The 14,747-nt window shown below is 72.2% G+C and carries 11 protein-coding genes; 3 read left to right on the plus strand and 8 right to left on the minus strand.

The features are described 5' to 3' along the window. Positions 1-125 precede the first annotated feature (125 nt). Both BM424_RS09840 and BM424_RS09845 read right to left on the minus strand, forming a co-directional pair. Positions 126-914: a hypothetical protein gene (locus BM424_RS09840; RefSeq protein ID WP_093415498.1), complete on the minus strand. Its 789-nt coding sequence runs from the start codon at positions 912-914 to the stop codon at positions 126-128. A 154-nt stretch (positions 915-1,068) separates the two neighbouring features. Next, a complete protein-coding gene (locus BM424_RS09845; RefSeq protein ID WP_093415499.1) occupies positions 1,069-1,824 on the minus strand; it encodes a GntR family transcriptional regulator in 756 nt (251 codons plus the stop codon). A 270-nt stretch (positions 1,825-2,094) separates the two neighbouring features. On the opposite strand from BM424_RS09845, the gene BM424_RS09850 reads away from it, so the two are divergent. Continuing rightward, a complete protein-coding gene (locus BM424_RS09850; protein ID WP_093415501.1) occupies positions 2,095-3,135 on the plus strand; it encodes an SIS domain-containing protein in 1,041 nt (346 codons plus the stop codon). 193 nt (positions 3,136-3,328) lie between these two features. On the opposite strand, the gene BM424_RS09855 is transcribed toward BM424_RS09850, so the two are convergent. Then, positions 3,329-4,171 carry an amidohydrolase family protein gene (locus BM424_RS09855; RefSeq protein WP_093415502.1) on the minus strand — a complete coding sequence of 281 codons (843 nt, stop codon included), beginning with the start codon at positions 4,169-4,171 and terminating at the stop codon, positions 3,329-3,331. 190 nt (positions 4,172-4,361) lie between these two features. Between BM424_RS09855 and BM424_RS09860 the strand changes: the two genes are divergently transcribed. Further along, positions 4,362-5,306, plus strand: a complete 945-nt coding sequence (locus tag BM424_RS09860) for an N-acetylglucosamine kinase (protein WP_093415504.1) — start codon at positions 4,362-4,364, stop codon at positions 5,304-5,306. 59 nt (positions 5,307-5,365) lie between these two features. Here the strand turns inward: BM424_RS09860 and dapA are convergent, their stop codons facing one another. The 4 genes from dapA to BM424_RS09880 all read right to left on the minus strand — a co-directional run bounded on the left by dapA (position 5,366) and on the right by BM424_RS09880 (position 8,418). Beyond that, positions 5,366-6,208 carry a 4-hydroxy-tetrahydrodipicolinate synthase gene (gene dapA, locus BM424_RS09865; RefSeq protein ID WP_093415506.1) on the minus strand — a complete coding sequence of 281 codons (843 nt, stop codon included), beginning with the start codon at positions 6,206-6,208 and terminating at the stop codon, positions 5,366-5,368. Positions 6,209-6,239: 31 nt separating this feature from the next. After that, the gene (locus BM424_RS09870) at positions 6,240-6,854 is read right to left on the minus strand and encodes a DUF3159 domain-containing protein (RefSeq protein ID WP_093415769.1); all 615 of its coding nucleotides are present in this window, start codon (positions 6,852-6,854) and stop codon (positions 6,240-6,242) included. A gap of 104 nt (positions 6,855-6,958) precedes the next feature. Then, the gene (locus BM424_RS09875; RefSeq protein WP_093415508.1) at positions 6,959-7,684 is read right to left on the minus strand and encodes an ESX secretion-associated protein EspG; all 726 of its coding nucleotides are present in this window, start codon (positions 7,682-7,684) and stop codon (positions 6,959-6,961) included. 161 nt (positions 7,685-7,845) lie between these two features. Then, positions 7,846-8,418: a hypothetical protein gene (locus BM424_RS09880; protein WP_139274037.1), complete on the minus strand. Its 573-nt coding sequence runs from the start codon at positions 8,416-8,418 to the stop codon at positions 7,846-7,848. Between the two features lie 2,086 nt (positions 8,419-10,504). Between BM424_RS09880 and BM424_RS09885 the strand changes: the two genes are divergently transcribed. Next, positions 10,505-11,287, plus strand: a complete 783-nt coding sequence (locus BM424_RS09885) for an SGNH/GDSL hydrolase family protein (protein WP_093415512.1) — start codon at positions 10,505-10,507, stop codon at positions 11,285-11,287. Between the two features lie 441 nt (positions 11,288-11,728). Here the strand turns inward: BM424_RS09885 and BM424_RS09890 are convergent, their stop codons facing one another. Continuing rightward, positions 11,729-14,536, minus strand: a complete 2,808-nt coding sequence (locus tag BM424_RS09890; RefSeq protein WP_093415771.1) for an AfsR/SARP family transcriptional regulator — start codon at positions 14,534-14,536, stop codon at positions 11,729-11,731. Positions 14,537-14,747 lie beyond the last annotated feature (211 nt).

Here is a 14,747-nt window from a genome sequence, read left to right on the forward strand (position 1 = left end):
GTCGCCGGTCCAGTATCAGATCCTCACAGGGAAATCACATCCAGCTTTTAGCGCAATGTGCGCAAAACAACTCGCTTTTCTGGAAGATCACCTGGGGAATCGCTTCATTTCACCGTTTTTCGCATTTATCCGAGCGGAAGTCCGGGCAGCGTCGACTGCGGAGCGGAATCGGTCGACTCCGGAGCGGATTCAGTAGCCGGGGGTTGCGTTGTGGGAGAACCGGATTCGGTCGGCGGCGCGCTGGGCTCCGGCCGCTCGGTGCTCGGCGGCGCGGACGGCTCGGTCGACGGGTTCTCGCTGGTCGGGGCCGGTTCGCTGCTGGTGGGGTCGGCCGGGGCGACCCGGACCGGGGCGGGCTGCAGCACCTTGCCGAGCGTGGTGCCGTCGCCGCCGGACAGCGGGCGGCCGGTGAGCCCCTCGACGCCGGTGACCAGCACCATGCTCACCACGAAGGCGAGCGCGCCGGTCGCGCCGACCAGCGCCCAGCGGCCCCACCTGCGGCGCGGCACCGGCGGGGAGAGCAGGGTCCGGGGCTCCTCGACCGGGCGGGGCTCTTCGACCGCCTCGCCGCCGGGCCACCGCAGGCCGGTGACCTCGATCTTCCGGGTGGGGCCTTCCGGCGCGCTCAGCCGGGTGCGGCGTTGCCGCAGGCCGGAGGCCTTGGCGGCGGCCGCGGCGGCCTTCTCCCGGGTCGTCTCGATCGAGCGCTGGTACAGCGCCCCGCCGACGGTGATGATCACGCTGGTCAGGCCCGCGCCGACCACGGTCCCGGCCACGCCGAGCCGCGACCCCAGGAACGCCGCCGTCACCGACGCCAGCGCGGTCCCGCCGACCTGAGCCGGCGAGACCTTCGTCTTGTTCTCGTTCTGCTTCTCCGGCCGATCTTCCGCCGAATCCGCGTTGCCCTTCACCATTTCCCTCACACGCGCGATGGGACTCGCTCCGCACGGACCAACGCGCGCACCGGAGCGGTTTCTCCCGGTCCGGGCCTTTCGTGAGCACTCCCACGACGTGTAACGAAAAGCGGTGTGACTGCGCGGATTTCCCATTGCGCGCAGCGTGAGGGAATCAGGCGGGCGGATTCAGCCGCGCGACGAACTTGTAGCGATCACCGCGGTAGATCGAACGCACCCACTCCACCGGCCTGCCCTCGGTGTCGAAGGAGTGCCGGGACAGCAGCAGCATCGGCAGGCCCACGTCGGAGCCGAGCAGCTCGGCCTCCTCGGGGCTGGCCAGCGCGGTCTCGATGGTCTCCTCGGCGTGGCCGAGCTCGACCTCGAAGGACTCCCGCAGCACCTGGTACAGCGAGCCGCCGGACTCCAGCTGCGCGGTGAGGCCGCGGAAGCGGGCCAGCGGCAGGTGGGTGGTCTCGATCGCCATCGGCTCGCCGTCGGCCAGCCGCAGCCGGCGCAGCCGGAGCACCGCGGAACCGGCCTTGGTGCCGAGCAGGACCGCGAGCTCCTCGTCGGCGGCCTCCTCGACGACCTCCAGCAGCCGCGAGGTGGGCTGCCTGCCCTGGGCGCGCATGTCCTCGGTGTAGGAGGACAGCTGGAGCCGCTGGGCGACCTTGGGCTTGGCGGCGAAGGTGCCCTTGCCCTGCACGCGCAGCAACCGGCCCTCCACGGTCAGCTCCGCCAGCGCCTGGCGGACCGTGGTGCGGGAGACGTCGAACTCCGAGGCCAGCGAGCGCTCGGTGGGGATCGGCGAACCCGGGGGCATCGAGCGCAGCAGGTCGAGCAGGTGCTGCTTGAGTCCCCAGTACTTCGGTTCCCGCGGCGCGCGACCCTGCGAATCCGCCCCGCCGGACACGGTCGTGTCGAGCATCGTTCCTCCTACCCGCCGCAGCCTGACCATCGAGCATGCCCGACCGCGGCGCCGGGCGGAACGCGCTCGGCGCAGATCGTGCGTGCTGATCAATTCAGTCTTTGGTGTGCGAGCACACTAACGCCGATTCCTGTTGACAATGAGTGTCGCTCACCACAATCCGTGATGCCCCGGCGGTCGCGGTGAGGCCGTCCATCGGACGAACGCCGGTGCTCGCCGGTTCCGGACCGAGTAGAATTGGTCTGGACCTTACGAAGGGATGGGACCGAGATGTCCGCCACCCCCGGCACCCACATGAAGGACGAGATCGAGCAGCAGCCCGCGGTCTTCGCGGACCTGCTGGCAGCGCGCGAGCAGTTCACCCAGGTCGCGGCGGCCGTGGCCGAGCGGCGCCCGCGGTTCGCGCTGCTCGCCGCGCGCGGCTCCAGCGACCACGCCGCGCTCTACGCCAAGTACCTGATCGAGGTGCTGCTGGAGCTGCCCGTCGGCCTCACCTCGCCGTCGACGACCACGCTCTACGGCGCCCGCCCCGACCTGACCGACGTGCTGCTGGTGACCGTCAGCCAGAGCGGCGGCTCGCCGGACCTCGTCGCGGTCACCGAGGCGGGCCGGGCGCGCGGCGCGCTGACCGTCGCGGTCACCAACACCGCCGACTCGCCGCTGGCCTCGGTCGCCGAGCTGTCGCTCGACATCCGCGCGGGCGCCGAGCGGGCGGTGGCCGCGACCAAGACCTACAGCGCCACGCTGCTGGCGTTGTACCTGCTCATCGATGCCATTCGGGGCGGGGACGGCGCGCACGCCCGAGCCCTGCCGGACCTGGCGGCCACCGCGCTCGACGAGGCGCGCGACCCCGTCGAGGAGGCCGTGCAGCGGTACCGCTTCGCCGGGCGCCTGGTGACCGCCGGGCGCGGCTACTCGCTGGCCACCGCGCACGAGGCCGCGCTGAAGCTCGCCGAGACCAGCTACCTGTCGGCCCGCTCCTACAGCGGCGCCGACCTGCTGCACGGCCCGGTCGCCGCCGTCGACAGCGAGACCGCGGTGCTCGCGGTCTGCAGCGCGGGCCTGGGCGGGGAATCGACCCGCGAGGTCATCGAGGCGGTGCACCAGCGCGGCGCCGACATCTGCGCCATCGGCTCAGCGGCGTCGAAAACCCCCGCCGCGCAGCGCATCCCGCTCCCGGAGACGGCCGAGGAGGTCGCCCCGATCCTGGAGATCCTGCCCGCCCAGCAGCTCGCCCTCGGCCTCGCCCTGGCCAGGGGCATCGACCCCGACAACCCCCGAGGCCTCCAGAAGATCACCAAAACAACCTGACCCCCCCACACACACAAGGGAACCCAAGATCTCCCGAAGTCCCCGTGGAACCTTCCAACGAGTTCCCCGGGACAACTTCCGTCGCGTTGGGGTGGGGGAAGTTTTCATGAAAACTTCCCCACCCCACCCACACGACGGGAGGGACCCGGGAACAGACGGGAGAGGCCCGGGATCAGACGGGAGGAGGCTGGGGTCAGAGGTTGTAGATCTCTCGGGCGGTGGCGTCGAAGATCGCGGTGCGCTCGGTGTCGGTGAGGCCCGAGGTGAGGTCCTTGGCGATGCCGAGGACCTCGGTGTAGGAGGCCGCGAGCAGGCAGACCGGCCAGTCGGAGCCGAACATGACCCGGCCCGGCCCGAAGGCGTCCAGGACGACCTCGGCCCAGGCGCGCAGCCGCGACGGGTCCGGCTGCGCCGCCCACTCGTCCTCGGTGACCAGGCCGGACAGCTTGCAGACGACGTTCGGGTACGCCGCCAGCGCGCGGATCCGGCTCGCCCACGGTTCCAGCTCACCGCCGGCCACCGGCGGCTTCGCGCAGTGGTCGAGCACGAACGTCAGCTGCGGGAACTGGCCGACCGCCTTGATCGCGGCGGGCAGCTGGTGCGGGCGGACCAGCAGCTCGTAGATCAGCCCCGCGTCCTCCACCGCGGCGAGCCCGGCGAGCACGTCGGGCCGGACCAGCCAGTCCGGGTCGGCCTCGTCCTCGACCTGGTGCCGGATGCCGCGCAGCCAGCCGCCCGACGGGTGGGTCTGCAACCGGCCGATCCGCTCGCGAGCGTCCTTGGCGGTGAGATCGACCCAGCCGACGACGGCGGCGATCCGGTCGACGGTCTCGGCCAGCACCAGCATCTCCGGCGTCTCGTCCGGGTCGGCGACCGTCTGCACCAGCACGGTCGCGTCGACGGAGGTGCCGCGCAGCGCGGCCTGCAGGTCGGCCGGGCGGAAGTCGCGGCGCAGCGGATCCATCTCCGGGCCGGTCATCCAGGGTTGGTCGCGGACGTCGAGATCCCACAGGTGGTGGTGGGTGTCCACGGTCATCGAGCGCCTCCGCGGGTGTCTACATCAGACGGAGCGCTCGGACGGGCGTCGCGCATGTTTTCTCTTCTCCCCGACGGTGACACGACGCCTCGATGTATAGCGGCTCCCCGCCCGCGAGACCAGGCCCCGGATTGATCACTTTCCGTCGTATCGCCCGCCTCTTCCGCGCCGCCGGAGTAGAAAAGAGCCCATGCACGGTGAAGACCCCACGGCCCTCGTCCTCGGTCTGGACGTCGGCGGCACCAGCAGCCGCGCCCTGGTCAGCGACCTGTCCGGCCGGGTGCTGGGCGTCGGCGAGGCGGCGGGCGGCAACCCGAACTCACACCCTGCCCCCGACGCCGTCGCGCAGATGGCCGGCGCCGCGAGGCAGGCCCTGGGCACCCACGACCCGGCGGCGGTGCGCGGCTGCGTGCTCGGCATGGCCGGGGTGAGCAAGATGGCCGACCCCGCGTTCGGCGAGTTCTTCCGCGACGAGTGGTCCCGGCTGGGCCTGGGCTGCGAGACGACGCCGGTCAGCGACGGCGTCGTCGCCTTCGCCGCCGGGACGCCCGAGCCGAAGGGCACGGTGCTGATCGCCGGGACCGGAGCGGTCGCCGAGCGCGTCGAGGAGCACCGCACGACCGCCACCGTCGGCGGCTGGGGATGGCTGCTGGGCGACGAGGGCTCGGCGTACTGGCTGGGCCGCGAGGCCGTGCGCGCCACGCTGCGCGCGCTGGCGCGCGGCGCGGTGATCGAGGGCCTGACCGAGTCGGTCTGCGCACACCTGGGCGTGCCGCCGGAGCGCAAGGCGCTGATCACGGCGGCGAACGCGCGCGAACCGATCCGCCTCGCCGAGCTCGCGCCGCTGGTCACGACCGCCGAGGACGACGCGGCGGAGGACATCGTGCACCGCGCTGCGGTGCTGCTGGCCGACACCGCCGCCACCGCCCGGCCGGACCCTAGCTGCCCGGTGGTGCTCGCCGGGGGCCTGCTCGGCCCGGACGAGCGCGTCGGCCAGGCCCTCCGCGCCGAGCTCGAAGCCCGCTCCTGGCCGGAACCGCTCACGGCGGGACCGGGCGCGGCGGGCGCCGCCTGGCTGGCCGCTCTCCCCCTCTCCCCCGACCCGAACGCGCTGCACAAGACGCTCCTGGGCTGACCCCGCACACGACGAACCCCGGTTCTCGACCACGAGAACCGGGGTTCGCGACGTACCGGCTACAGGAGACCGGTCTCGGTGAGCGCTCCCCGGATGACCTCCAGCTCGCCGTCGTCGGCCGCCACCAGCGGCAGCCGCGGCTCGCCGACCCGGTGGCCGAGGAGGTTCAGCGCCGCCTTCACCGGGATGGGGTTGGTGGTGACGCCCAGCGCCGAGTAGAGCGGCTTGAGGCTCGCGTCGATCTCGGCGCGGCGGGCCGGGTCGGTGACCATCTGCTTCATCTGCGGCCCCACCAGGTGGCTGGCGACCAGGATGCCGCCGAGCGCGCCGAGGTCCAGGGCCTGGGCGAAGCCGTCGTCGTTGCCCGCGTAGAGGCCGAGGCCGTCGATCTGGGCGAGCGCGTCGTTGTCGGCCTGCTTGACGTAGTCGAGGCCGTCGACCTGGCCCAGCTCGCGCAGCAGGTCGTGGTCCAGCGACAGCCCGATCCGCGACGGGACGTTGTAGAGCACCACCGGCTTGTCGGTGGCCTTGCCGATCTCGGTGAAGTGCCGCACCAGACCGCGCCGGTTCGGCTTGTTGTAGTACGGGGTCACCGACAGGATGCCGTCCGCGCCGATCTCGGTGCAGCGCTCGGTCATCCAGCACGCGTGCGCGGTGTTGTTGGAGCCCGTCGAGGCGATCACCGTGACGCCCTCGGGCCGTTCGCCGACGGCCAGCTCGACCAGCCGCAGGTGCTCGGCGTCCGACAACGTCGGCGCCTCGCCGGTCGTCCCGCACACCACGACCCCGTCGGAGCCGTTGTCCAGCAGGTGCCGGAACAGGGTCAGGAAGGCTTCTTCGTCGACCTTCTGCCGGTCGTCGAACGGGGTCACGATCGCGGTGATCACGCTGCCGAGAGACATGTGCGCATTGTGCGCCCGCACCCCGGAGGTGTCACGCCGCGGGTTCCCTCGGGTGACGCATGCCCGGGTGATCCTCCGGCAGCGAGCGGCGCAGCACCCACCAGCTCGCCGCGACGCACACCGCCACCAGCGGCCAGGTCAGCACGACCTGCGCGATCGTCAGCGGCCCGGTCGCCCCGGCCAGCCACAGCGGGATGAACACCACCAGCCGCACGACGTACTGCCCGACCCACACCCAGCTGGCGCGGCTGTAGCCGCGCACCAGATCGGGGTCGCGCCGCCACTTGCGGCCCTGCCCCAGCGCGACGCCGACGACGACGCCGAGCAGCGGCCAGCGGATCGCGATGCTGGTCATCCAGGCCAGCGCGCTCAGCGCGTTGCTGGCCAGGCGGGGCAGGAAGAAGTCCGCGGCGTCACCGGTGCGGATCGCGATGAGCGCACCCAGCATCACCGCCAGAAGGCTGATCAGGACCGCCAGCGGCCGGGCTCCCCGGGAGAGGCGGAAGCCGCCGATGAGGGCTCCGACGACCACCGCGGCGGCGCCGCCGATCACGATCGACTCGCCGCCGAAGAACCAGCCGGCGCCGAAGGCGATGGGCGGGAGGCTCGCGTCGATCGCGCTGCCGCGGCCGCCGAGCAACCGCATGAACGAGTCGCGGTCGTCCCGCTCGATGTCCGTCTCCTGCGTCACGACACTAAGCCTGCCCTAAGTCCCGGCCGAACCAAAATGTCCGATCCCGGTCTCCAGCTCTACCCGAGTTGGCGGGCGCGTTCCACCAGGGTCGCGATCTCGGCGGCGATGGTCGGCTTGTCGGCGGGCTGGCAGGCGACGGCGTCCTGGCCGTCGACCCGCTCCCCCTGCATCGCGTAGCGGCCCTGATCGGTGTCGAACCAGATGAGGTGGGGCACCCGCGCCCGGCGGGCCCCGGCGACGACGAAGTGGCCGAAGCGGAACTTGGGTCGCGAGGTGACCGCGCGCAGCTCCGGCAGGCCCTCGATGTCTGCGTCGGCGGGCATCCCGCCGCGCCGGTCGGCGACCGCGCGCAGCGCGGGCCCGGAACCGACGGGCGCGTCCGGGAGCAGGTCGGCGGCGGTGCGCGGCAGCGTGCTCGGCGACAGGAAGGTCATCCGCATGCCCCGGCCGTCGAAGACGCCGAGCACCCCGACCTCACCCGTGGCCACGACCCGGGCCGCGAGCCGGTAACCTGCGCGGACGTCGAGCAGCCCGGACGCGGCGATCGACACCTCGGAGCTGCACAGCAGGTAGAGGGCGTCCTCGACCTCCGGTTCCGGGCGGCCGTTGCGGGCCAGGCCGGTGGACTCCAGCTCCTGCCAGACGCGCTGGGCGACCTGGTTGCGGTCCTCGGGCAGCTCGGCGATGCGCGGCAGCTCGAACGGGTACTGCCGGACGGCGAGGTTCAGCTGCTCACCGAGCAGGTCGACCGCGGGGGCCGACAGGGTGATCGTCTCAACCATCACAGCTCACATTTCGCGTTGGCGGTACCCGGTGTTATCAGTGCGTGGTTCGTGCGGGCCCAGTCCGTGTGGACGCAGTTGGTGCGGGCCCTGTTCATGTGGACGTGGTTCGTGCGGGCGCGGTTCGCCCCGGGACGCGGCGTCCCGGGGTCACCCGCCCGTCAGAAGTCCCGGAAGCTCGCCGGGGACTCGCCGAGCACCGGCGGCGCCACGAGCCGGCCGCCGTCATCGTCGTCCCACAGCTCGTCGGCCTCGATGAGGAACTGCGGCACGGCACCGCTGCCGGACTCGCCCGGCTTGTAGCCGGACCCGGCGCGCAGGTCGTCACCGCCGTCGCGGCGCTCCTCCTTGAAGTCCTCGGCCGACCACGAGGTGTTGCGCCCGTAGCCGGGACGACCCGCGCTGCTCGATCCCGCGCCTGCCGATCCCATCGGCCCGAACCCGCCGTCGGCCCGCTCGGTGACCTTCGGCGTCCGCACCGTCCGGGTCTTCGGCCGCTGCTGCTCCTGCCGCTGCTCCGGCGCTTCCGGCGGCTGCTGCGCGCGCTGAGGCGCGGGCACCTGCGGAGCAGCCGGGCCGGGCCGCGGCGGCCCGGGCGGCTGCGACATCGGCGGCTGCGACACCGGCGGTTGGGGCCCGGACTGCTGCTGAGCAGGCGGAGGCGGAACCGGCGCGGACTGCTGCGGCGCAGGAGCCTGCGGCCCGGACGGCTGCTGGCCGACCGGCGGTTCCACCGGCTGCTCCGCCTGAGGCGGCGGCATCGGAGGCCCGGCCGGACGCGCCGGAGGCGGCCCCACCGGCGGCGCCCCCTGGGGACGCGGCGGCCCACCGTTCCCAGCCCCAGGCATCCCCGCAGGAGGCGACGAAGGCGACAACGGCGGCTGCGCCCCCGAAGGCGCCTGACCCTGCGGACCCGAGGGCGGTTGCCCCTGCGCTCCCGAAGGCGGCTGCGGACCCGACGGAGGCTGACCCTGCGGACCCGACGACGGCTGCGTCCCGGAAGCGGGCTGCGGCCCGGAGGACGACTGCGGTCCCGAAGGTGGCTGCGGACCCGACGGTGTCTGCGGTCCGGAAGGCGTCTGGGCCTGCGGTCCCGACGCCGGTCCCGGTCCCCCGGACGGAGGTCCCACCTGCGGCATCGGCCCGCTCGGCGGCCCCGGCGGAAGCCCCGGAGGAGGTCCCATCGGTCGCGGACCCGACGGAGGACCCGAGGGGGTCCTGTTCTGTGGTGGGGGCGAAGTTTTCATGAAAACTTCCCCCTCCGAGAACGACGGATCCGAAAGAGGACCTTCGTGACCTGGGGTTTCCGAGGTCGGTGCGGGTGCGTGGCGGGGTGGGGAAGTTTTCATGAAAACTTCCCCACCCGAGGGAACCTCGGGTCCGGGTGGAGGGGGAACGTCCGAGTTCCGGGGGTTCGGTGCCTGCGGGATCGGACCACTCGAAGGACGGTCCACCGGACGTCCGTCCACCGGACGGTCCGACGGAGGTGCGTCCACCGGGGACACCTCCGGAAGAGGTGCGTCCGCGAGCGGTGGGTCAGGCAGGCGTCGTCCGTCGGCGCGAGGTGCGTCCGACAGAGGTGCGTCGGGCAGTGGGGTGTCTGCTGAGGGGGTGTCTGAGAGGGGGCCTCGGAGGACTCCGTCTCGGACTTGGCGGCCGGTTTCCGGGGTGGGGACCGGGGCGGGGTTCGACATCGGGGTCGCCGCCGGGCCGGAAGTCGGTGCGGGGCCGTGGTTCTCGGACGGCGGGAGCAGCGATCCGCTCAGCTTCGGGCCTTCCGGGCGGCCGTGGCGCGGTTCGTCCGACTCCGCGAGGGAGCCAGACAGCCCGGCGGATCCCGACAACACGGCGGAACCGGGCAGCCCGGCGGAACCCGGCAGGTCGGCGGGCCCGGGGAGGTCGGCGGGCTCGGGCGCCGGGGGTGCCGGCTGCGGCGGGGCTCCGCCGCCTAGGTCGCCGGAGAGCGAGGGGAGCCCGCCGGTCGACGGGCGCGAGGGCTCGGGGCGGGCGTGCCCGGAGCCCGCTCCGCGCTGCTCCTGCTCGAAGCGGTCCGGGAGCTGTTCGGCGCGCTGCCAGAAGGCGAACGGGTGCGGCTCGGCGGCGAGCGCGGCCAGTTCGGCGCGCACGTCGAAGCGTCCCGGGCGCTGTGCGGGCGGACCCGGGCGCGCGGGAGGTGCGGGAGGCGCGGGCGGAGGTCCGCCCGGCCCGGCGTCGCTGAGCGATCCGCGCAGCGGTGGTTCGGCTCGGCGCCTGCCCCCGGTCTCGGGACCACCCCGCCGGTTCGGCGCCTCGAAGCCCGCCGGCCCCGGCGCGGACGCCGGATTCTGCGGTGCCGTCACGATTCCCCCAGCTGTAAAGGAAGGTTGCGGAGACCGACGATCAGAGTCGCGGCCACAACGGAATCGACGCAATGCCCCATGTCGTCGTTCCCCATCAACCGGCCACGACGGCGAGAGCGCGCAGCGGCCGCTCCGGCGTCCTGCGAGCGGACGCGCGTCGAGCTGTGACCTGCAGCGATCGCGTCATCGTGGGCTCCCTTGTCACTTCTGTTACCGCCGAAGGACACTAGCAGCTGACGTTCACCCGTATCGGTGTTTCCCATCAAGATCCGACCTCTCGGCCGACCGGCGAGCGGATTCCCCGCTCGTCAAGGAAAGGCCTCGTTTCGATCAAGTCAACCGACCAATCGGACATATTTTCTAGACTGGCCAGTGCCGTTAGTCACTCGCCGGGAACCTTCGGTGGCGTAGGTACGTTCCGGAGAGCCACTGTTGATTGGGCACCAACACGAGGTGGGGAAGAGCAGGGAGGACGAGCGACATGGGATCGGGGCGCTGGGACAGCTTCATCGCGCTGGGTGACAGCTTCACCGAAGGTCTGGCCGATGCGACGGAGGAGCACGACGTCTACCGAGGCTGGGCCGATCGGCTGGCGACGCACCTCGCCGAGCAGAACCCGGATCTGCGCTACGCCAACCTGGCGGTGCGGGGGAAGCTGATCCGCCAGATCGTCACCGACCAGGTCCCGCAGGCCATCGCGCTCGAACCGTCGCTGGTCGCGCTGACCGCGGGCGGCAACGACATCATCCGGCCGGGCAGCGACCCGGACCTGGTGGCCGCGCTGTTCGACGACGCGGTCGCCCGCATCCGCGCGACCGGCGCCGACGTGCTGATCGGCACCGGTTTCGACACGGCCGGCACCCCGGTGCTCAAGCACGTGCGCGGCAAGATCGGCACCTACAACTCGCACCTGCGCTCGATCGCCGACCGGCACGGCTGCTACGTCATGGACCTGTGGTCGATGCGCGTCCTGCAGGACCCGCGCGCCTGGTGCGAGGACCGGCTGCACCTGTCCGCCGAGGGCCACCGCCGCGTCGCGCTGCGCGCCTGCGCGGCCCTGGGCGTGCCCACCGCCGAGGACTGGAACGAGCCCTGGCCGGACCTGGACGAGCGCAGCTGGCAGGAGCAGGCCGCCGAGGACATCAAGTGGGCCCGCGAGTACCTCGCCCCCTGGATCAGCCGCCGCCTCCGAGGCGTCTCCAGCGGAGACGGCCGCACGGCCAAGCGCCCCTGCCTGGAAAAGCTGCCGACGAACTGCGGATAAGAAAGACCAACCCACGTCAGGCAAGCACCGAAGGTGCTTTCTCTTTCACCACCTAAGACGCTTGCACCGCCGCGGGTTCTGAGCGCTTTCGTGGCGAGTACGCCGTGACGCCGTGTATTGGCATACATAAGGAGCGGCGCACGGAGTCCACGGAAGCGCTCAGGTTCCGCTACCCGCACCGCCAAGCAAAGGGACCACAAAAAGAAACGAGCACTCGGGCGGCTCCCCCGAACCGTCCGAGCGCTCGTCACATCCCCCCGCACCCGGCTGGCCGGATGCCCCTGCGGTCGTCCCGACCGCGGACGGCCGGGACGACCGGGGCGACAATCCCCCCTTGGACTCCCCCCAGAGCCGCCCGTGCGCGGATCAAGCACGGATCGATCCGCACGATCAAGTTCCCAGGCGGCCCTACACGTCCGCTAAACGCGCGCTAAACGGTCGTCAGCCGGCCTCGTCGAGCCGCTGTCGAACCTCTCTGACCTGCGGAGATCCTTCGGCTTCGAAGATCGACAGGGCGGTTTCCCAGCGGGTGCAGGCGACCGCGATGTCGCCGCGGAGCCGCGCGGCGTCGCCGAGGCCGAGGTTCGCCGAGGCCTGCCGGACGGCGGAGCCGCACTGCCGGGCGACTTCGAGGGCTTCGTGGTGGAAGCGCTCGCCGTCGTCGAGGTTGCCGAGCTCGATGCTGACCTCGCCGCAGTTGTTGAGCACCATCGCGAGGGTTTCGAGGTCGTCGGCCTCGCGGTAGAGGTCCTCGGCCTCGCGCAGGTGCCGCAGCGCGGCCTCCAGCTCGCCGTTGACCTGCTCGACCATCGCGAGGTTGTTGAGCGCTCCGGCGACGAAGTAGCGGTCGCCGAGCGAGCGGTAGACCTTGAGCGCGTCCTTGGAGTGGATCTTGGCCTCTTCGTAGCGGCGCAGCCGGAACAGCGCGCTGGAGAGGTTGACCTGGGTCATGGCCAGCCGTTCGGAGTCGCCGGTCTGGACGGCGATCCGGTAGGACTCCTCGTAGTGGGCGAGGGCTTCGTCGAGCTTGCCGGAGCGGGCGCAGGCGACGCCCAGACCGGCGGACATGAGCACCTTGCCGACGGGATCGCCCACGGCGCGGGCGGATTCGGCGCCGTCGGTGTAGACGCGGATCCAGTCCTCCCACGGGCAGCGGACCATCAGGTAGTTGAACTGCAGGCGGGCCAGCGGCCAGGCCATGTCGTGCAGCCCGGCGAGCTTGGCGGCGCGCACGGCGGCGACGAGGTTCGGCCACTCGGCGTCGAACCACTCCAGGGCCTGCGAGCGGGATCCGACCTCGGGCCGGTGGTCGCCCTGCGCGCTGAAGTCGAGCTCGTCGCGCGCGGGTCTCAGGAAGCGGCGGGCGTGGTCCGCCGCGCACAGGTAGTGCTCGAGCAGCCTGCGCAGCGCCTCGACGTCCGATTCCCCGGTGGCCGCGGGGAGTTCGCGGGCGTAGGCGCGCAGCAGGTCGTGCATCCCGAAGCGGTCCGGTTCCGGCTCGGTGACCAGGTGCGCGAGGGCCAGCGCGCGCAGCCTGCGCTGCGCGGAGGCCGGGTCGGTGTCGCACAGCGCGGCCACCGCGTGCGCGGTGAACGTCTGGCCGGGGATGAGCCCGAGCATCCGGAAGGTCTCGGCGTGCACCGGCGGCAGGCTGCGGTAGGAGATGTCGAAGGCGCGCCGCACGCTGGTGTCGGCGTCGTCGTCGATGTCCAGCGCCTGCAACCGGTTTCGCTCGTCGGTGAGCTCGTGGACCAGGTCGGACACGCCGCGCGCCGGGTTGGCGGCCAGCCGGGCGGCGGCGATGCGCAGCGCCAGCGGCAGCCCGCCGCACAGCTCGGCGAGCTCAGCGGCGGCGTCGGGTTCGGCGGCGGACTTGCCGGGAACCCCGGCGCGGTCGAGGAGTTCGATGGCGCTCTCGGTGGACAGCGTCTCCAGCGGCAGCACCCGCGCGCCGGAGCGGACCACGAGCCCGTCGAGCCTGCGTCTGCTGGTGACCACGACCAGCGAGGCCGCGCTGCCCGGTAGCAGCGGCAGCACCTGGTCGGAGTCGAGCGCGTTGTCCAGCAGCACCAGCACCTTCCGCTTGGCCAGCAGCGACCGGTAGAGGGCGGTGCGGTCGTCGAGCTCGACGGGGATCGCGTCGGAGGCGACGCCGAGCGCCTTGAGCATGCTGGTCAGCGCCTCACCGGGGGTGAGCGGCTGGTGCTCGGGGTCGAAACCGCGCAGCGAGGCGTAGAGCTGGCCGTCGGGGAACTCCTCGGCGACCCGGTGCGACCAGGTCAGCGCCAGGGCGCTCTTGCCGACGCCTGCGGTGCCGGTGAGCACGGTGATCAGGCTGGAGCCCTTCTCGCGGGTCTCCAGCATCGCGTCGAGCGTGCCGACCTCCAGGCGCCTGCCGACGAAACCGGCCGGGGCGGGCGGGAGTTCGGCCGGGACGGGGCGGCGGATGCCCAGGCCGGGTTCGGTGCGGCTGCGGTGGTTGCGCAGCCCGGGGTCGTCGCGCAGCAGCTTCTCGTAGAGCTCGCGCAGCTCGGGGCCGGGGTCGATGCCGAGCTCGTGGGACAGCCGGTGCCGCAGGTCGTGGTAGCGGGCCTGCGCTTCGGCGCGGTGCCCGGCCCGGTAGTTGGCCAGCATCAGCTGCCCGGTCAGGCGTTCCCGGATCGGGTGCTGGTCGACCAATGTGGACAGTTCCGCGATGAGCTGGTGGTGCCTGCCGAGTTCGAGGTCGGCGGCGATGCGCTCCTCCAGGGCGAGCAGCCGCAGCTCTTCGAGGTTGGGCGCGACCATCCGGTGCAGCCCGCTGCCCGCGATGTCGGCCAGCACCGCGCCGCTCCACAGCTCCAGGGCCTCGGTGAGCAGGCGCGATCGCTCGGCGGGTTCGAGGCCGTGGGCCCGGTTGATGAGGCTGCGCGCGCGGTGCGCGTCGATCCGGTCGCCGTCGACGCGCAGCAGGTAGCCGGGCGCGCGGGTGATGATCTCAGGACCGCTGGTGCCGAAGAACTTCCGCAGCCGGGACACGTAGCCCTGGATGATGGTGCGGGCGCTGGCGGGCGGTTCGTCGTCCCACAGGGTGTCGATCAACCGGTCCATCGGGACGACCTGGTTGGGCTCCAGCAGCAGGCAGGCCAGCAGCGCGCGCACCGGCGTGCGACCCACTTCCAGCTGAACGCCGTCGAGGTGCACCTCGAGCGGGCCGAGCAGGCGGAACTCGAAGCCCGCGGCCCCTCCTAAGCTGCCCAGCGGCGTCATCTTCACCCAAATCCGACTTCCGGCCTACTTCTGGTGCGACCGACACACGGTAGCGATCCGAGATGGACTCGAGACCAAGGCGTTCACAACGCTCACACCAATGGAGTATGCCCGATTCACCAGGCGGAACTTCACACTCCGCTTCCGTCTGCGGTGAACGTCTCCCGGCCGCCGAAGCGGGCAAGTAAAGTCTGAGGGCGTCGATCACCCG

The sequence above is a fragment of the Saccharopolyspora flava genome, from assembly GCF_900116135.1.
In the GTDB taxonomy this organism is placed as follows: domain Bacteria; phylum Actinomycetota; class Actinomycetes; order Mycobacteriales; family Pseudonocardiaceae; genus Saccharopolyspora; species Saccharopolyspora flava.